We start from the raw sequence: 17,334 nt of genomic DNA on the forward strand, positions 1-17,334 counted from the left end.
CTCACCGTGATCAGCACTCACGAGGCCGGCGGCAGCTTGCCGGCCAGCTGCTTGGCCAGCCCGCCGGTCTTGCCGCACGGGTCGTCCTTGTCCGCCTGCGCGTCGGAGTTCGTGTACTCCAGCTGGACCACCTCGACGTGGTCTTCCTTCCACTGCCGGTGCTGCCATTTGACCTGGCAGCTCGACCCGGAGGTGCCTTGCTTCGCGTACGCCTGGCTCGGCGTGCCGACGTCGGCCTTCAGCCAGCCGTCGCCTTCGGACGGCGCGATGCCGGGGAACATCGTCACCCGGACGCTCGGGATGAGGCCCCATTCGCACGAGTGCAGTCCGGACGGTCGCGGCTTCCCGCCCTTCACGACCCCGTCCACCGCGGCCGGGTCGAGCACCGTGCACGGGTCGACGGCGAGCAGCGTGCCCGGGCCGGGCGTGTACTTCTGCGGGTTGTTGTGCAGTTTCTCGACGGCTGTAGCCACGAGTTTGCGACCGGCCGCGCAGGCGTCGCCACCGGTGTAGTCGACCCGGAAGGAGACGCCGAAGGCCGGGTTCCGCGCGGTGAGCGCGCTGACCACGCACCCGGAGCCGCCACCGAGGTCGGGCACCTCGACCTGCGGCAGCCCGCCGACCGCACCGGTGGTCTTGTCGGAAGCGAACGTCACGATGCCGCCGACCTCGACGCTCGCCCGGATTTCCTTGCCGCCCGGGTCGTTCGCCTTCGCGACGCAGGAGTCGAACTGCGTGCTCGACGCGGTCGCCTCGCCCTGCATCGTGCCGAGCGGGCTCATCGCGGTCTTGTCCACGAACTGGCAGGGCAGCAGGTCGCGCAGCACGGCGGGGGCGACCGCGGGATCGGTGATCGGGCCGGACGTCGCGGCGCCGTCCCCGGCGGCGGGGACGGTCGTGCGCGCGAAGTTCTCCTTGCCCAGATTCGGGCCGCCGCACGCGGACAGCGCGGAGATCGCGACCGCGACCGCGGCCACCAGGGCGGACACCTTCAGGAACCGGCCGAACCGGGGATCGTGCACCACGTCCGGCAACCTAGCGGGCGAGGCCGCCGGACGTGGTGCCAACCCGGTTATTCGGCGGGTGACTCTTCTGTCGTTTCGGTCGACGGGGGCACGACCAGCGGCCGCAGCACCGCCCACAGCACGAACAACGCGGTCACCACCAGCAGGCCGATGCCCGACCAGAGGTTGATGTTCACGTCGGCGGCCTTCTTCAGATCGTCGTCGCTGGTGAACCCGGCGCCCATGATCGTGAGGATCACGCCGTAGACGCCGAGCAGCAGCGCGATGATCAGCCGGATGTCGAAGGCGCCCGCCTTGTGCGGCCGCGAGGTTTTCTCGGTCATGCGGGCCTCCTCAGAAGATGATGTTGAGGGCGATGGTGATGACGAGGACGATGCCGGCCAGCAGACCCGGCTTGCGGTACCAGCCGGCGTTCTCGCCGGTGTTGTCGTGCTTGAGCGCGTCGCGCGGCGTGAGCGAGTAGACCAGGCCGACCAGCTGCGCGTCCGGCTTCGGCTGGGTGGCCAGCGAAACCCCGACGCTCACCACGATGTCGACGACGAACGCGGTGCCCGCCGCCACGAAGCTGGTGCCCTGCCCGGCGAGCGAGAGGACGTCCGCCTGCGACAGCGCCCAGATCGTGATCGCCGACGCGGTGCCCGCCACCAGGCCGATCCACCCGGCGGCCGCGGTCATCCGCTTCCAGAACATGCCGAGGATGAACGTGGCGAACAGCGGCGCGTTGAAGAACGAGAACAGGTCCTGCAGGTAGGTCAGGATGTTCGAGGACTGGGACGCGACGAACGCGGTGCCGATGGCCAGCACGGTCGCGACGACCGTGGTCTTGCGGCCGAGGTTCAGGTAGTAGCCGTCCGGCTTGTCCTTCTTCACGTACGTCTGCCAGATGTCGTAGGTGAAGACGGTGTTGAACGAGCTGAGGTTCGCCGCCATGCCCGCCATGAACGACGCCAGCAGACCGGCGATCGCGATGCCGAGGATGCCGTTGGGCAGCAGGTCGCGCATCAGCAGCAGGAGCGCGTTGTTCGCGGTGACCCCGCTCGGCGCGGCCTTGTCCTGCAGCAGAAGTCCCTTGTCCTGCAAGTACTCCGGCACCACGACGCCGGCGATCATGCCGGGGATGATCACGATGAAGGGCACCAGCATCTTCGGGAACGCGCCGATGATCGGCGTCCGCCGCGCGGCCGACATGCTCTTCGACGCCATCGCGCGCTGGACCTCGACGAAGTTCGTCGTCCAGTAGCCGAAGGACAGCACGAAGCCGAGACCGAACACGATGCCGAGCACGGAGAGGAAGTTGTTGCCGAAGCCGGTGAGGTTGTCCCCGGGCCAGGAGTGCAGCTGCGCGGTGCCGCCGGGGCTGTCGGTGATCTTCTGCACCAGGCCCTGCCAGCCGCCGACCTTGACCAGGCCGACGATGGTGAGCGGCAGCAGCGCCACGACGATCACGAAGAACTGCAGCACCTCGTTGTAGATCGCGGCCGAAAGCCCGCCCAGCGCGGTGTAGCCGAGCACGATGGCGGCGGCGATGACGATCGACACCCACAGCGGCCAGCCCAGCAGCAGGTTCACGACGCTGGCCAGCAGGAACAGGTTCGCGCCCGCGATGAGGATCTGCGCTGCGGCGAAGCTGATGCCGTTGACGAGATGCGCGGTCGGCCCGAACCGGCGGCGCATGAACTCCGGCACGCTGCGGACCTTGGAGCCGTAGTAGAACGGCATCATCACCAGGCCGAGGAACAGCATCGCCGGGATGGCGCCGATCCAGAAGTAATGGACGGTCGGCAGGCCGTAGAGGACGCCGTTGGCGGACATGCCCATGACCTCGACCGCGCCGAGGTTCGCGGAAATGAACGCCAGACCGGTGACCCACGCCGGCAGCGACCGGCCCGACAGCAGGAAGTCGAGACTGCTCGACACCTGCCTTCGCGCGAGATAGCCGATGCCGAGCACCAGGACGAAATAGAACGCCAACTCGATGTAGTCGATCGGACTCGCGTCGAGCCGCAAGTTCGCGTCGGCGAGGAACGGCACCCTGCCACCTCCGAATCAAACATTCTCACACAGAAAACACCATCGTTCCTGTCAGACCGGCACAGTACTGCATGGATTCCGAAGCGGCACCCCGACACCGCGGTTTTTCACCAACCTGCCGCTGACCTGTGCATTCCGCGTGCCCGGAAGCACCCGTGTTGAGTCCTGTCGCTTCGCCGGCCAACCCCTCGCCAACCGGCCGGATTCACCCGTTCCGGGGCGGTGCTCGGCGTCGGGCCCCTCAGATCCCGGCACCTTCGGCGATCCCGGAGAGGCCCCTCCGCCGCGATGACCGGTCCCGCGCTGCCCGTGCCCGGACCTCCGGGCCGCTCTGGCAAGCGCTGCTGAACGGCGCGTTCGACGTCGCCCAGCGGCAGATCGACAAGCGCGCCGACGGCGAGGAGCTGTTTTCGATTCTGTACTCGCTGGAGTACCTGTCGTACGCCTTCGCCGCCGGAGTTGAGGCCGCGCGGATCGCGACCTTGCAGAGCGAAAAAGCCCAACTCGACGCGCTGGTGCGCACACCGAAGCATGAGGTCGCCGCGCTCGTGGTCGACCACCACAATCAGCGCGAAGAGATCGAGCGTTTGCGCGGCCGCGTCCGCAAATCAGAGGGCAGCCGACTGCGACCCGTCCCGTTTGGAGACGGAGATCAATCGTCCAGCCCAGCGCGGGCGAGCAGACGACGCGAGAGGTTCGTCTTACACCAGTGCGTGCGTCCGGGAGGCCAGTTGGCGCAGGCCCGGCAGGCTGGCTTGCTGGGGGTGGTGGAGCAGGTCGCTAACAAGGCGGCGGACGGTGGCACGGGTGCGGACTTCGCCGGGCGCGGTGCGTTCGGCGGTGAGCAAGGTCTGATACGCCCGGCCGGGTTTGTTCCATTGGGCGAAGCACAGGGCGACGTCGACGAGGAACCGGGCGCGGCGTTCGGTGTCGGGGAACTGCCCGAGTTGCGCGGCTTGGGCGTGATACAGGCCGGCACCGGCGTTGCCGAGCACGTAGTCGGCGGACACCCGGTGGCTGACCACGTTCGCGGTCAGCGCCTGCTGCTGCGCGGGATGGTCACCGAGCCGGCCGGCGGTGGCGTCGGCGTCGGCGAGAAGGTCGGTGGCGCGGTCGTGGTCGCCGGCGCGGGCGGCGGCATACCCGGCCGAGCACATCAGCACTCCATGCAAGGCCAGGTGCCGCGGATCGGGGGCTTTCCCGCCGACGTCGAGCTGGTCGGCCGCGGTCATGGTGAGGGTTTGGGCGCGATCGTGATGTCCGGCCCGACGGCACGCGGAGCCGAGCAGACGCTGCGCCTCCGCGAGAGCGAGGGGATCGTCGGCACCGGCGGCGGCGCGCAGCGCCCGGTCGGCGGAGACCCATTCCAGGCCGCTGGCCTCCAGCTTGATCAGCGCGCGCGTGACGAGGTTGTATGCCTGCGCCACCAGGCCCGCTGCGGCGGGATCACCGGTCTGCTGGTGCGTGGTTTCGGCGGTGGTGATCAGTTCCGGCAGCCGCGCGGCCAGGTCGACATAACGGCAGGCGCGGAAGTCGGTCCGCGCGGTGGTCAGCACCGTCTGGAGCGTGCTGATCGGCGCGGGGCGTGCTNCGTGCTGATCCGGCAGTGGTGCCCAGCAGGATGCCGTCGAGACGCTGGGCAAGGAACGCCGCCGGATCGACTCCCATGCCGTCGGCGGCGAGCGCGTTCGGGGAGGCGACCGCGGTTCCGGCCAGGCCCGCGGCGAGCAGGAACGCGCGTCGTCGCACCGGATCATCCCCTTCCTGGCTCAGGTCGATGCTCACCTTAGAAGCCAGTGCGGTCGAGGCGGGGGAGGCAGGCCGTCCACGATCGGCCCCGGTGAGGCCGAACGCTTCGGCGGGCAGGTCGAGGATGCTGGCGAAGCGGCGCAGCACCGCGACGTCTCGCAGCCCTCGGCGGCTGTTCTCGAACCGGGAGATCGTCGAGGCCGAGCAACCGAACCGCTCTCCGAGCTGGCCTTGCGACCAGCCCCGTTCCTCGCGGGCCAGGCGCAGCACGGTGGCGTGCTCGCCTCGGCGGGCGGCGTCCCACAGGGCGGGTGGCCACCAGTCCGGCACAGCGCACCCCCGAACTTCGCGCACGTGTTGTCCTACCTACCGTAGTCGCTCCACCACGCACGCATGAAGATTTGCGTGATTGGCACACCTTGTGCACACCTGGCACAGCGGGCTTCTCACCTGGTCGGCGCGTTCCTAGCGTCGAAGGCATCCGGTTCGGCGGCAGCAGGCCCCGACCTCCCGCCGGATCGGCCGGCCGGAACGCCGCATCGCGGCCTCCCCGAACACGGTGGTCCTGCCGGCCGGGACCACGCCGCACCAACGCCGGCCACCATCCGGCGGGAAGGAGCCCGAAGATCATGACCACCACCCTCGAAGCCGCCGAGCCGGAGCCGGGCGCGAATCCGTTGTCCTCGGCGAGCCTGCGCTACCTGGTGCACCAGCCCGCGGTCGCCGACGAGCCCGGACCGGACACGACCCGCCCGTTCGGGTTGCATGGCGCGACGCCGGTCGAGACGCCGGTGCGGCGGGAGTTTCGCTACTGCCCCGAGCAGCAGGTCGCCGTCGACGAGCGCGGCCGTCCGCTGATCGAAACGATGGGCAAGGACTGGAAGACCAAGTCCTCCACCGACGGCGACGAGGGCCCGGAGGAGAACTGGGGCTGGGAAGAATCATGACCAACCCGCCGGGAACCGTGGTGATCTTCGCCCAGGAGGCCGACGCCCCGGTCGACGCCGTCGTTCGCGAGCTCGATCAGCGCGGAGTGGAGGTGTTCCGGGCGGACACCGCCTGGTTCCCTCGGCACCTGTCGCTGGAGGCCCGCCTCGACGGCGACGGCCGCTGGCGCGGGGTGTTGTTCACCGAGCACCGTGCCGTCGACCTGGAGGACATCGCCTCGATCTGGTATCGCGACCCGTCGGCCTTCGCGTTCCCGGCGACGCTGACCGAGGTCGAGCGCGCCTATGCCCACCGCGAGGCACGGCTCGGCTTCGGCGGCGTCCTCGCCGCGCTGCCAGCGCTCTGGGTCAACCACCCCAACCGGGCCGCGGACGCGATGTTCAAACCCCTCCAACTCGCCACCGCCGCCGCTTGCGGGCTGCGCATCGCCCCGACCCTGGTCACCAACTCGCCCGCGGCCGCTTCCCGGTTCGCCCGCGAACACGGCGCCGCCACCACGATCTGCAAGTCGTTCGGCCCGAACACCATCACCGAAGGTGTCCAGCTCAAGATCGCCTACACCCGCCGTCTCGACGAAACCGACCTCGACGAGCTGGACGGGGTGGCCTCGACCGCGACCCAGCTGCAACGCTGGGTGGACAAGACCCGCGAAGCACGAGTGATCGTGATCGGCGAGCGCATGGTCACCATCGCGATCACCGCGGACTCGCCGGCGGCCCACGTGGACTGGCGGGCCGATTTCGCCGCGCTGCGCTACCAGCTCGTCGACACACCCCCGGAGGTTGAGAAGGGGCTGCGCCGCTACCTGAATACCCTGGGTTTGGCCTACGCCGCAGTGGATTTCGCGATCGCGAAGGACCGATTCTGGTTCCTCGAAAGTAACTCGTCCGGCCAGTACGGCTGGCTGGAAGCCCAGACCGGGGCACCGATCACCACGGCACTGGCCGACCTGCTCACCCACCCAAGGGGACGCCCGTGATCACGACCAACACCCCGGCTGACGCCGAGTGGGAGCCGCACGCGCAACGGCTCGCCGACGAGTTGGCCGCGGCGGGCAAGTTCACCGACCCGCGCCTGGCCGAGGCGGTCCGGGCGGTTCCCCGGCACGCGTTCGTGCCCACCTACCACCAGCAGACCCCGGACGGCAGCTGGGCACAGCGCACCAGCGTCGACGACCTCGCCGCCGTCTACTCCAACACGGTGCTGATCACCGCGCTCGCTCGGACCGCGACCGGCGGCACGACGGTGCTGTCGTCGTCGACCCAGCCAGGGTTGATGACCCGCATGATCGAAGCCCTGAACCTCGCCGACGGGGCGCGGGTGCTGGAAGTCGGCACCGGCACCGGCTACAACGCCGCCTTGTTGGCGCACCGACTCGGCGATGAGCAGGTCTGCTCAGTCGACGTCGAAGCAGACCTCGTCGAGTTGGCCCGCCAGCGGCTGGCCGAACTCGGCTACCACCCGACCCTCGTCGTCGGCGACGGCGCGGCCGGACTGCCGGAGCACGCGCCGTTCGACGCGATCATCGCCACCTGCGCCGTCCCCGCGATCCCGTGGGCCTGGATCGAGCAGGTCCGGCCCGGCGGAGTGATCCTGACCGACCTCAAACCCGCGCCCGGCGCCGGCAGCCTCGTCCGCCTCACCCGCACCGCCGAAGACCGCGCGGAAGGCCGGTTCGACCCGACCTACGCGGCTTTCATGGACCTGCGCCACACAGCGGGCGACAACCCCGCCGGATTCCAGGTTGAGCGCGACCACGGCCAGGCCGAGCACCGCACCACCAGCCTGGACCCGAACACCCCGTGGACGTCGCTGCTGGTCTGGTTCCTCGCCTCGTTCGACCTCGGCCCCGGGATCTCCTACGGCTACACCCTTCCCGAGAGCGGCGCGGTTCCCGTGCGCAGCGACACCGCGCCGACTGCGTGCTGGATGGCCACCCCGGACGGCTCCTGGGCCGAAATCGCCCTGGCTTCTGACAACGGACAGCATGAGGTCGCCGAAGGCGGGCTCCGCCGCCTCTGGCAGCTCGTCGAGAACGCCCACGACACATGGACTGAGCTCGGTCAGCCCGGCTGGAACCGTTTCGGGCTCACCGTCACCCGCGAGATGCACACCGTGTGGTTCGACCACCCCGACGGCAAGCGTGCCTGGCATATCGCCAGCCACTGACCATATCCAAGGGATACGCCCCCACCACGGCGATCTCGTCGCGTTCGGCAACGACGAACCCCGACACAGTCACGGGCTTGCGCGCCCACGGCTACGCCAGCCGCCGCGTCGACCCGCGGCGATCAGCTTGGTGCAACACCTGCGCGGATTAACTTTGGTCGTGACAAATTGTTGCGACTGGTCAATCAGAACAGCCGGAACTCGTCCGAATCCGTGCCGCGCAACGCGTCGTAGTCCAAGACGACGCAGCGGATCCCGCGGTCCTCGGCGAGGACGCGCGCCTGCGGCTTGATCACCTGCGCCGCGAACACGCCCTGCACCGGGGCCAGCAGCGGGTCGCGGTTGAGGAGTTCGAGGTACCGGGTCAGCTGCTCGACGCCGTCGATCTCGCCGCGGCGTTTGATCTCCACCGCGACCGAACCGCCGCTGGCGTCGCGGGCCATGATGTCGACCGGGCCGATCGCGGTCGGGTACTCGCGGCGGACCAGGGTGTAGCCGTCGCCGAGGGTTTTGATGTGCTCGGCGAGCAGTTCCTGCAAGTGCGCTTCGACGCCGTCCTTCTGCAGGCCCGGGTCGACGCCGAGGTCGTGCTTCAGGTCGTGCATGACCTCGTCGATGGTGATGACGAGTTTCTCGCCTGCCTTGTTCTGGACCGTCCAGACGTCCGGGTCCTCGATCAGCCAGCACGGCGGCGACATCCAGTTCAGCGGCTTGTAGGAGCCGCCGTCGGAGTGCACGAGCACCGAACCGTCGGCCTTCACCATCAGGACGCGGTTGGCCATCGGGAGATGCGCGGTCAGCCTGCCGACGTAGTCGACCTGGCACCGGGCGACGACGAGCCTCATCGGACCCGCCCCGCACGGAGCGGGCTGGCTTGCTGGGAAGGGAGCACGAGACGCACCCGCCGAGGGTAGGACAGGCTCGGCGATACTGGCGAGGTGGACCCCATTCAGCGTGTCGCGACCCGCGAGGTGTATCGGAACAACTGGATGACGGTGCGGGAGGACGCCATCCGCCGCGCCGACGGCAGCGACGGCATCTACGGCGTCGTCGACAAACCGACCTACGCACTGGTCATTCCCCTCGACGGCGACCGGCTGCACCTGGTCGAGCAGTTCCGCTATCCCCTCGGGATGCGGCGCTGGGAATTCCCGCAGGGCACCGCGCCCGATCTCGCCGAGACCCCGCCCGTCGAACTGGCCCAGCGGGAATTGCGGGAGGAGACCGGACTGCGGGCCTCGGCGTTCACGGAACTGGGGATGCTGGACGTCGCGCCCGGGCTGGCCAGCCAGCGCGGGCACGTGTACCTGGCGACCGGTCTCACCGAGGGCGCGCCGGAGCGGGAGCTGGAAGAACAGGACATGCGGACGGCCTGGTTCAGCCGGACGGAGGTGGAGAAGATGATCTCCACCGGGGAGATCTCGGACGCGCAGACGGTGGCGGCTTATACGTTGCTGCTGCTGCACGAACGCCGCTGACCGCCCGAGGCTTCTCGCCAGAAGTCCGTGCGCGTCACCCTGAGGGAATCTGATTCCCTCACCGACGATAGCTGGTCAATCCGTCCAGTCGGGTTTGCGCTTCTCCAGGAACGCCGCCATCCCCTCCCGCGCCCCCGGCAGCTGCGAAGCCGACGCCATCACCTCGACGGCGATCGCGTACGCGTCCGCTTCCGGGCGGTCCAGCTGCGCGTACAGGGTCTGCTTCCCCATCGCCTTGCTGGCCCGGCTGCCGCGGGTCGCGCGGCCGAGCAGGTCGGCGACCGCCTCGTCCAGGGAGTCGTCCGGGACTACGCGGTTGACCAGGCCCCAGTCCAGCGCCGTCGCCGCGTCGATCACGTCGCCGGTCAAGGCCAGTTCCATCAGGCGTTTCCGGCCGATCGCGCGCGCCACCGGCACCGCGGGCGTGTGGCAGAACCAGCCGCCCTTGCCGCCGGGCAGCGCGAATCCCGAGGACTCCGCCGCGACCGCCAGATCGCACGACGCCACCAGCTGGCACCCCGCGGCCGTCGCCAGGCCGTGCACCCGGGCGATCACCACCTGCGGCACCGATTCCATCGTCCGCATCAGCGTCGTGCACAGGGTGAGCAGCTCGCGCACCCCCATGAGGTCACGGGCGGCGACGTCGCCGAAGTCGTGCCCGGCGGAGAAGACCGGTCCCGCGGCGGCCAGCACGATGCCGGTCGCGTCGGACTCGCCCGCCTCGCCGAACGCGGCGAGCAACTCGCCGAGATGCTCGGCGGACAGCGAATTGCGCCGCGCCGCGCGGTTCATCGTGATGGTGACCGTGTCCCCGTCCCGCTTCACGAGGAGGTGCTCGTACTCGCCCATGCCCCGACCGTAACCCCGACCGGCGGGATGCGGAAAGTGCGCCGATACGAATCCGGCCCGGCCCCGACCTCCGCCCGCAGCCGGCGCCGCAGGTTCGCGGCGCTGCCGAGCCCCGCCCGCTCGGCCACCCGGGCGACCGGCAGATCCGTGGTCTCCAGCAGCCGCCGCGCGTGCCGCACCCGCTGGACGAGCAGCCACCGCCCAGGCGTGCTCCCCGTCGCGGCAGCGAACTCGCGATGAAAGGTCCGAGCACTCATCCCCGCGTGTTCGACCAGATCCGGCACCCCGATCTCGTCCGCGAGCCGAGTCAGTGCCCAGTCCATTGTGGACGCGATCCCTGGCCGGGAAGCGCTGGCGGGCAACGGAGCCTCCGCGTACTGCCGCTGCCCGCCTTCCCGGACCGGCGGCATCACCAGACGCCGGGCAAGCCGCGCGGCCACCTCCGCCCCATGATCACGACGCACCAGATGCAGGCAAAGATCAAGACCGCCAACGACACCCGCCGAGGTGAGCACCCCGTCCTGCTCGGTGTAGAGCACGTCGCGACGAAGGTCTGCGGCTGGCGCGGCCGTCGCGAGTGCGTCCAGGTCGCGCCAATGCGTGGTGGCGGGGCGGCCGTCGAGCAGCCCGGCGGCGGCGAGGGTGAAAGCTCCGGAGCACAGCCCGGCCACCGTCGAACCGGCGCGATGAGCGCGGCGAAGTGCGGCACGAGCGACGGCGGGCACTTCAGCCAGCGGATCGTCCCGACCCGGGGCAAGGACCAGATCGCAGTCGGCCAAGCCGGAAAGTCCATGCGTGGCGACGACTTCGCCAAACGGCGACACCCGCGTCCGCTCTCGCCCCGGTGCGCACACGCGCACCGCGAACGGACCGATACCGCTGTCAGTGCGGTCCTGAGCCCACACCTCCGCGATCACCGCCAGGTCGAACATCCGGCTGCCCGGCAGAAGCAGCACCCCGATCGTAGGCATGGCAGAAAAGTATCGTATCGCGCATCTTGTGCCACTCCCCGCCGTGCGCTCCCCCGGACAGAATCGAGGCCATGACTACCGCATTGCTGCTGATCGACGTCCAGCGAGGATTCGACGACGCCGAGTTCTGGGGACCGCGCAACAACCCCGGCGCGGAAGCGAACATGAAGGCCCTGCTGCGAGCCTGGCAGGACCGGCGCGACCCGGTCGTGCTCGTGCACCACGATTCGACCACGCCCGGTTCGCCGCTGCGTCCCGGCCAGCCCGGCAACGACTTCACACCCGAACTCGACGGCGCCCGCCCGGACCTGCTCTTCGGCAAGAAAGTCAACTCCGCCTTCCTCGGCGACGTCGACCTGGACGCGTGGTTCAAGACCCGCGGCATCACCAGCTTCGTGCTGGCCGGAATCCAAACCAACTTCTGCTGCGAAACCACCGCACGCATGGGCGGGAACCTGGGCTACGAAGTCACTTTCGCCCTGGACGCCACCTTCACCTTCGATCTGGAAGGCCCGGACGGCACCACCATGACCGCCGACGAGCTGTATCGCGCGACCGCGACGAACCTCCATGGCGACGGTTTCGCGAAGATCAAGTCCACCAAGGAAATCCTCGCCACATTCCGTGAGGGGAACCCTGAGGGAATCAGAGTTCCGGAGGGTTCCCCTCACGACCCGCTGGTCTCGCCGGGCTAGCCCCCGCCCAACCCGTGCCGCTCCCGAACCAACTCCACAATTCCAGCCATAATGTCCGTCAGCTCATAATCCTTGGGCGTGAACACCCGAGCAATCCCCCGCTCAGTCAACAGGGCAGCATCATCAGGCGGAATAATCCCACCCACAATAACCGGAATATCCCCGGCCCCAGCCGCCCGCAGGCCGTCGACCACCAGCGGCACGACCTCCAGATGCGACCCGGACAGCACCGACAGCCCGACGACGTGCACGCCTTCCTGCACCGCGGCCGCGACAATCTGGTCCGGGGTCAGCCGGATGCCCTGGTAGACCACCTCGAACCCGACGTCGCGGGCCCGCACCGCGACCTGCTCGGCACCGTTGGAATGCCCGTCCAGACCGGGTTTCCCGACGAGAATCCGCAGCCGCTCTCCCAGTTCGGTTTCGGTTCGGCGAACCAGTTCCCGGACGCGCTCCAGCTCCGGATCCCCCTGCCCGGCCGCCGAGGCCGCGGAAACGCCCGTCGGCGCCCGGTATTCCCCGAACACCTCGCGCAGCGCGCCCGACCATTCCCCGGTCGTCACGCCCGCTCGCGCACAGTCCACAGTGGCCTCGAACAGATTGTCCGAAGTGGACGCTTTCGCCTTCAGCGCGGCGAGCGCCTCCGCCACCGCGGCGTTGTCCCGTTCCTCGCGCCACTTTTCCACCGAGGCGACCGCGGCCTTCTCCACCGCCGGATCAATGGTCTCGATCGCCTTGGCGCCCTCAGCCTGCAACGGCGACGGCTCAGTGGTCTCGAACTTGTTGACCCCCACCAAAACCCGCTCGCCGTTCTCCATCCCCCGCCGATACTCCGCGAGCGACGAAACCAGCTGCGACTTCATGTAGCCGCTCTCGACCGCAGCCACCGCGCCGCCAAGATCCTGCACCCGCGCGATCTCCTCGCGAGCCCCGGAAACAATCTCCTCGACCTTCGCCCGCACCACATGCGACCCGTCGAAAATATCCTCGTACTCCAGCAAATCCGTCTCGAACGCGAGCACCTGCTGCATCCGCAACGCCCACTGCTGATCCCACGGCCGGGGCAACCCCAGCGCCTCATTCCAAGCAGGCAGCTGAATCGCCCGAGCCCGCGAACCCCGCGACAACGACACTGCCAGCATCTCCAGCACAATCCGCTGGACGTTGTTCTCCGGCTGCGCCTCGGTCAGCCCGAGCGAGTTCACCTGCACCCCGTACCGCAGCCGGCGCGCCTTCGGGTTCTCGACGCCGTAGCGCTCGCGCGTCAGTTCGTCCCACAGCTGCGTGAACGCGCGCATCTTGCACATCTCTTCGACGAACCGGACGCCCGCGTTGACGAAGAACGAGATCCGCGCGACGACCTTCTCCATGTCGGCCTGGTCGACCTGGCCGGAGTCGCGCACCGCGTCCAGCACGGCGATCGCGGTGCACAGTGCGTACGCGACCTCCTGCGTCGGCGTCGCGCCCGCCTCCTGGAGGTGGTAGCTGCAGATGTTGATCGGATTCCACTTCGGCACGTGGTGCACGGTCCACGCGATCATGTCGGTGATCAGCCGGAGGCTCGGCCCCGGCGGGAAGATGTAGGTGCCGCGCGACAGGTACTCCTTGATGATGTCGTTCTGCGTGGTGCCGGTGAGCTTGGCCAGCACCTCGTCGACGTCGCGGCCCTGCGCCTCGGCCTGTTCGCGGGCCACCGAGACGTACAGCGCGAGCAGCCACATCGCGGGCGCGTTGATGGTCATCGAGGTGTTCGCCTCGGCCAGCGGGATGCCGTCGAACAGCTGCCGCATGTCGCCGATGTGCGACACCGGCACGCCCACCTTGCCGACCTCGCCGCGCGCGAGCACGTGGTCCGGGTCGTAGCCGGTCTGCGTCGGGAGATCGAAGGCGACCGACAGCCCGGTCTGCCCCTTGGCGAGATTCCGCCGGTACAGCTCGTTGGACGCGGCGGCGGACGAATGACCCGCGTAGGTGCGCATCACCCAGGGCCGGTCGCGCTCGTGGTCGGTGGGGTACGGCACGGTGCACCTCTCTTCGCCGAGACGACCGCCCGAGTGTACCCGCCGGTAACTTAATCGGCGGAGTGGATTCGGCCACGCCCGGGTGACGCGCCGGGCCGGACGACCACTACCCCGCGGTCGAGGTCGACGGTACCCAGCGGAGGCGCTCCCTGCGCGTCCTCCTCAAGCGTCATCTCCACCGAATCCCGGTGTTCGAGCTCATTGCGCTTGGTGCCGTAGAGGAACGCGGTGACCTCGTCGAGGTACGTCGAGGACAGCCGCGCCTTGAGCCGGGACGGCTTCTTCTTCCGGCGCAGCTCCCACCCGCCGACGATCAGCAGCGCGATGGTGGCGACCGGCAGCGAGAGACCCAGCAAGGTCAGCAGCATATTTCACCCAACGACCGGGGCACGCGGAGCGTTCCGGGCGATCAGCTCGGCGACGTGGGCCGGGTCGGCGATAGCCACCAGCTCAGGCAGCATCGGCAGGCCGGCTGCTGCGCCCGGTACTTCTGGTCCCGGAGCCACTCGCTGAGGGTCGGATGGAAGTCGACGGTGCCAGTGCCGTCACGGTAGTCGTGCACTCGCGGCGTGCGAAGCTCGGTGAACCACGCCCAGCGAAACTCGACACCTGACGGCCGCTCGGCGACGAACACGATCCGGCGGTCGGTCACCAGATAAGTCAGGACGCCCACCAGGCTCTTGCGCTGCCGGTTCCGCTCTGTCCTCAGCCCGAGCGCCGTCCCCAGCAAAGCTAGGCGCAGCACGAAGATCTCGAAATGCGCGCCGTATTTCGAACTGGCGACGACGCCGAGCGCAGCGAAGGCCGCCGTCCCTACGACGTAACCGTGAAGGTTCGACCGCCCGGACCAGAGCAGTTGTTCGCCTTCGGCCAGCGGGTACATGAGGCCCTCCTCGCTCCCGAAGAGCGCACGCCGTCCGGTTCGCCCGGTCGGCCGAAAGCACTGTGACGGAAATCCGCGAGACGTCGGCCGATCCGGGATCTACCGTGGTCAGACGTGACGTGGAGCGGGTACGGCAGTTATCTGGTGATCGTGGTCCTCATCGTGCTCGCGCCGGGGCCGGACACGATGGTGATGCTGAAGAACGCGCTGTCCGGCGGGGCGCGCGGCGGCTTGCTGGCGACGGCGGGCATCTTCGCCGGCAACGCGGTTCAGGGCACCGCGGCGGCGCTCGGGCTGGGCGTCGTCATCGCCCGTTCGCAGCCGGTGTTCCTCACGCTCAAGTGGCTCGGCGCGGCGTACCTGCTGTACCTCGGCTTCCAGGCACTGCGCGGCGCGTGGCGCGGCAACTACGACGCGGTCGCCGACACTCAGCGCAAGCGCACCAGCGGCTTCCGGCGGTGGCGCGAAGGGTTCCTCTCGAACATCACGAACCCCAAGGTGCTGGTGCTGTACCTGTCGGTGCTGCCGCAGTTCCTCGACCCGGTGCGCACGACGACCTGGGACGCGCTGGTGCTCGCGTACACGGTCGCCGTGCTGGGCACGATCTGGCTGCTGGTCCTGCTGTTCTTCGTGCACCGGGTCCGCGCGTGGCTCAGCCGTCGCAAGGTCCGCCGCGCGCTGGACGGGGTGACCGGCACCGCACTGGTCGGGTTCGGCGCGGCGCTGGCCCTGGAATCCTCGTGAGTGTTTATCCCGGTGAGAGCGGATACCTATTTGGTTACCTACTTGTGACGTGCATTTCTAGGCACTTCGAACCCTCTGACGCGGTTGGTACTGGCGTGGGAACATCTTGGAGAGCGAGAGTCCGCTGCTCCTCTCCCGCACGTCGGACGGGCCTGTATACCGCTTACCCGTACAGACCTGCCGGGCCGGGCGAGACGGGTCCGGCGGGAGCCCGGCCACCAGGTCCGCCTTTCATACGTTGCACGGGTGTGCACCTGGCGTCTGCACCTTGACACGGCTAGCCGTCAGGCAGCGAGGTTCCACGTGCGACGCTGCATAGTCGCACCTTAGTCGAAACAGGTCGCAAAACGCGGAACTCTGCGTGTTCTCGACGACTACGCGCATCTTTTACTCGTAACGGCCGCAAGAGGATGGTTTGTTTCTGACGCTGGTCAATCGATGGTTTTCCATTGCGATCTTTCCTGTATGGTCTAGGCGTGAAGACTCCTTATCCGGTTCCGAAAGAACACAGTCAGGCGTTTACCGAGGTAGCTCAAGGAAGTCGGATCGCTTGGCACATGGTCCAGGCATGCGGCGATCCCATGGATGGATCAATCTTCGCGAATGTCAATGAGCTGTACCCGCACGAAAAGGTTTCCGACCGAGTTCGACATTATGTGGAAGCAGCTTTCGAACATCTACTTATGTGGGCCGACAATGCAGCACCACTTAAATTCCACCCCGAACAGACCGTAAACTTCACGCTCAGGCCAACCTATACACTGGCGCGAGCTGCATTGGAAAGCTCGGCTCAAGCCGTCTGGATTCTAAGTGCAAATAACTCGAAGGAGTGCGTCCGGCGGCATCTCAGCCTAATCCGATGGGATATTCAAGAACACAAAAAAAGCTCGCCTAGTCCGGAGCACAAGGAAGCCTGTCGAACGCGGGAAAACGAGTTGCTTGCCAGGGTGGGTTCAGTGTTCACCGAGCAGGATGTAAAGCCGCCGAACGGCTACCTTGCGGTGCTGAAATCAGCCTGCGAGCCTAATGATCTCGATCTTGAGCCAGTGGGCATTGAGCGACTTTGGCGAGCTGCAAGTGGGGCTGCGCACGGCATGTACTGGCCAAATCTTGAACTACAGACTCTGACTACGGGCAATGAAGATGAGCGCGGGCATTTCCGTGCGCAAAGGCTTCCCGACTCCACCGTCATGGTCGAAGTGATCCAATCCGCTCTCAAGATGAGTCAATATGCCGCATACAAGTATGTGGTACTTTCAGGGCTTGACCTTTCTGCACTCGTGGGGCCTGCGATGCGTTGGCTTACCAGCAACATGACATTGAAGCCGGATGCCGACCCCGAGCTGCTTAAGCAGCTCAATGCCGACCGTCCGCCAAATTGGGGCATGGAATAAGCGTGACTCAAACCGCATCAAAGGAATCAATAGGTATCTGTCCAATTCATTTCCGGCTTCATTGGCGCGTTTGTCAAATTCTCAGCCATAAGAGTTTGATAAACCTATCAAATTGAAAAATTCCTGTCGCGACCCCTTCACTTGGTTGAAAACGTTAAATTCCCATAGGGTCCACTAGGGCTGACTTGCATTTTGTTGCCTGCTCGCAACCTGGAATTATGTGAGTCAGGTCAAGTGATCAGCAGCGTGAAGTCGCCTGCGCGGGCGGGCTTTCTCTTGACACAAGAGGGCAGCCACAGGTCATCGTTAAGGTAACGGGTCTTCGACGTCCAGGGATGACGCTGCGGGTGGCGCCCTCTCGGCGCCGCGAAGGTTCA

18 protein-coding genes are annotated in these 17,334 nt (G+C 67.6%); 7 read left to right on the forward strand and 11 right to left on the reverse strand.

Features of this window, described 5'->3' with window-relative positions:
- Window positions 1–17: 17 nt before the first annotated feature.
- The 5 genes from A4R44_RS41090 to A4R44_RS51485 form a co-directional block, all read right to left on the reverse strand.
- Entirely contained in the window at window positions 18–1,025 is a 1,008-nt protein-coding gene (locus tag A4R44_RS41090) for a hypothetical protein (protein ID WP_157905128.1), read from the reverse strand.
- A 47-nt stretch (window positions 1,026–1,072) separates the two neighbouring features.
- Complete coding sequence (locus A4R44_RS41095; RefSeq protein WP_067593786.1) at window positions 1,073–1,348, reverse strand: hypothetical protein; 276 nt, start codon at window positions 1,346–1,348, stop codon at window positions 1,073–1,075.
- A 10-nt stretch (window positions 1,349–1,358) separates the two neighbouring features.
- A complete protein-coding gene (locus A4R44_RS41100; protein ID WP_067593789.1) occupies window positions 1,359–3,056 on the reverse strand; it encodes a sodium:solute symporter family protein in 1,698 nt (565 codons plus the stop codon).
- Window positions 3,057–3,757: 701 nt separating this feature from the next.
- Entirely contained in the window at window positions 3,758–4,612 is an 855-nt protein-coding gene (locus A4R44_RS51480) for an XRE family transcriptional regulator (RefSeq protein WP_232792005.1), read from the reverse strand.
- Window positions 4,503–5,159 carry a helix-turn-helix domain-containing protein gene (locus A4R44_RS51485; protein WP_232792006.1) on the reverse strand — a complete coding sequence of 219 codons (657 nt, stop codon included), beginning with the start codon at window positions 5,157–5,159 and terminating at the stop codon, window positions 4,503–4,505. The genes A4R44_RS51480 and A4R44_RS51485 overlap by 110 nt, the downstream gene beginning before the upstream one ends.
- 275 nt (window positions 5,160–5,434) lie before the next feature.
- Between A4R44_RS51485 and tgmA the strand changes: the two genes are divergently transcribed.
- From tgmA to tgmC, 3 genes are read left to right on the forward strand one after another with little or no spacing between them, the layout of a single operon-like run.
- Window positions 5,435–5,752, forward strand: coding sequence for a putative ATP-grasp-modified RiPP (gene tgmA / locus A4R44_RS41110; RefSeq protein ID WP_067593792.1), 318 nt, complete (start codon window positions 5,435–5,437; stop codon window positions 5,750–5,752).
- Window positions 5,749–6,732: an ATP-grasp ribosomal peptide maturase gene (gene tgmB, locus A4R44_RS41115; RefSeq protein WP_067593796.1), complete on the forward strand. Its 984-nt coding sequence runs from the start codon at window positions 5,749–5,751 to the stop codon at window positions 6,730–6,732. The genes tgmA and tgmB overlap by 4 nt, the downstream gene beginning before the upstream one ends.
- Window positions 6,729–7,922: an ATP-grasp peptide maturase system methyltransferase gene (gene tgmC / locus A4R44_RS41120; RefSeq protein WP_067593799.1), complete on the forward strand. Its 1,194-nt coding sequence runs from the start codon at window positions 6,729–6,731 to the stop codon at window positions 7,920–7,922. Before tgmB ends, tgmC begins: the two co-directional genes overlap by 4 nt.
- A gap of 185 nt (window positions 7,923–8,107) precedes the next feature.
- Here tgmC and nucS read toward each other — a convergent pair whose 3' ends face one another.
- A complete protein-coding gene (nucS, locus tag A4R44_RS41125) occupies window positions 8,108–8,767 on the reverse strand; it encodes an endonuclease NucS (protein WP_067593802.1) in 660 nt (219 codons plus the stop codon).
- Between the two features lie 93 nt (window positions 8,768–8,860).
- On the opposite strand from nucS, the gene A4R44_RS41130 reads away from it, so the two are divergent.
- The gene (locus tag A4R44_RS41130) at window positions 8,861–9,400 is read left to right on the forward strand and encodes an NUDIX hydrolase (protein WP_067593805.1); all 540 of its coding nucleotides are present in this window, start codon (window positions 8,861–8,863) and stop codon (window positions 9,398–9,400) included.
- A 75-nt stretch (window positions 9,401–9,475) separates the two neighbouring features.
- On the opposite strand, the gene A4R44_RS41135 is transcribed toward A4R44_RS41130, so the two are convergent.
- Window positions 9,476–10,249: an enoyl-CoA hydratase-related protein gene (locus tag A4R44_RS41135; RefSeq protein WP_067593808.1), complete on the reverse strand. Its 774-nt coding sequence runs from the start codon at window positions 10,247–10,249 to the stop codon at window positions 9,476–9,478.
- Complete coding sequence (locus A4R44_RS41140) at window positions 10,222–11,220, reverse strand: GlxA family transcriptional regulator (RefSeq protein WP_067593811.1); 999 nt, start codon at window positions 11,218–11,220, stop codon at window positions 10,222–10,224. Before A4R44_RS41140 ends, A4R44_RS41135 begins: the two co-directional genes overlap by 28 nt.
- Window positions 11,221–11,291: 71 nt before the next feature.
- On the opposite strand from A4R44_RS41140, the gene A4R44_RS41145 reads away from it, so the two are divergent.
- Window positions 11,292–11,915: a cysteine hydrolase family protein gene (locus tag A4R44_RS41145; protein ID WP_093573134.1), complete on the forward strand. Its 624-nt coding sequence runs from the start codon at window positions 11,292–11,294 to the stop codon at window positions 11,913–11,915.
- Here the strand turns inward: A4R44_RS41145 and A4R44_RS41150 are convergent.
- The 3 genes from A4R44_RS41150 to A4R44_RS41160 are packed head-to-tail and all read right to left on the reverse strand — an operon-like array spanning window position 11,912 to window position 14,819.
- Window positions 11,912–13,936 carry a protein meaA gene (locus A4R44_RS41150; protein WP_095213933.1) on the reverse strand — a complete coding sequence of 675 codons (2,025 nt, stop codon included), beginning with the start codon at window positions 13,934–13,936 and terminating at the stop codon, window positions 11,912–11,914. The two genes, A4R44_RS41145 and A4R44_RS41150, sit on opposite strands and share 4 nt — an antisense overlap.
- A 50-nt stretch (window positions 13,937–13,986) precedes the next feature.
- Window positions 13,987–14,304 carry a DUF6191 domain-containing protein gene (locus A4R44_RS41155; protein WP_338080371.1) on the reverse strand — a complete coding sequence of 106 codons (318 nt, stop codon included), beginning with the start codon at window positions 14,302–14,304 and terminating at the stop codon, window positions 13,987–13,989.
- A gap of 41 nt (window positions 14,305–14,345) precedes the next feature.
- Window positions 14,346–14,819, reverse strand: coding sequence for a hypothetical protein (locus A4R44_RS41160; protein ID WP_067593814.1), 474 nt, complete (start codon window positions 14,817–14,819; stop codon window positions 14,346–14,348).
- 114 nt (window positions 14,820–14,933) lie between these two features.
- Between A4R44_RS41160 and A4R44_RS41165 the strand changes: the two genes are divergently transcribed.
- Both A4R44_RS41165 and A4R44_RS46995 read left to right on the forward strand, forming a co-directional pair.
- The gene (locus A4R44_RS41165; protein ID WP_067593817.1) at window positions 14,934–15,563 is read left to right on the forward strand and encodes a LysE family translocator; all 630 of its coding nucleotides are present in this window, start codon (window positions 14,934–14,936) and stop codon (window positions 15,561–15,563) included.
- A gap of 476 nt (window positions 15,564–16,039) precedes the next feature.
- Window positions 16,040–16,957 (forward strand): hypothetical protein, encoded by a 918-nt coding sequence (locus A4R44_RS46995; RefSeq protein WP_095213934.1) that lies wholly within the window; start codon window positions 16,040–16,042, stop codon window positions 16,955–16,957.
- The last annotated feature ends 377 nt before the right edge of the window (window positions 16,958–17,334 follow it).

It is taken from the genome of Amycolatopsis sp. M39 (assembly GCF_001651785.1).
In the GTDB taxonomy this organism is placed as follows: Bacteria; Actinomycetota; Actinomycetes; order Mycobacteriales; family Pseudonocardiaceae; genus Amycolatopsis; species Amycolatopsis rubida.

Coding starts and splice junctions, on each gene's coding strand:
- A4R44_RS41135 (WP_067593808.1), bottom strand. CDS start 10,249: ATGGGCGAGTACGAGCACCTCCTCGTGAAGCGGGACGGGGACACGGTC.
- A4R44_RS41140 (WP_067593811.1), bottom strand. CDS start 11,220: ATGCCTACGATCGGGGTGCTGCTTCTGCCGGGCAGCCGGATGTTCGAC.
- A4R44_RS41155 (WP_338080371.1), bottom strand. CDS start 14,304: ATGCTGCTGACCTTGCTGGGTCTCTCGCTGCCGGTCGCCACCATCGCG.
- A4R44_RS41160 (WP_067593814.1), bottom strand. CDS start 14,819: ATGTACCCGCTGGCCGAAGGCGAACAACTGCTCTGGTCCGGGCGGTCG.
- nucS (WP_067593802.1), bottom strand. CDS start 8,767: ATGAGGCTCGTCGTCGCCCGGTGCCAGGTCGACTACGTCGGCAGGCTG.
- A4R44_RS41145 (WP_093573134.1), top strand. CDS start 11,292: ATGACTACCGCATTGCTGCTGATCGACGTCCAGCGAGGATTCGACGAC.
- A4R44_RS41095 (WP_067593786.1), bottom strand. CDS start 1,348: ATGACCGAGAAAACCTCGCGGCCGCACAAGGCGGGCGCCTTCGACATC.
- tgmA (WP_067593792.1), top strand. CDS start 5,435: ATGACCACCACCCTCGAAGCCGCCGAGCCGGAGCCGGGCGCGAATCCG.
- tgmB (WP_067593796.1), top strand. CDS start 5,749: ATGACCAACCCGCCGGGAACCGTGGTGATCTTCGCCCAGGAGGCCGAC.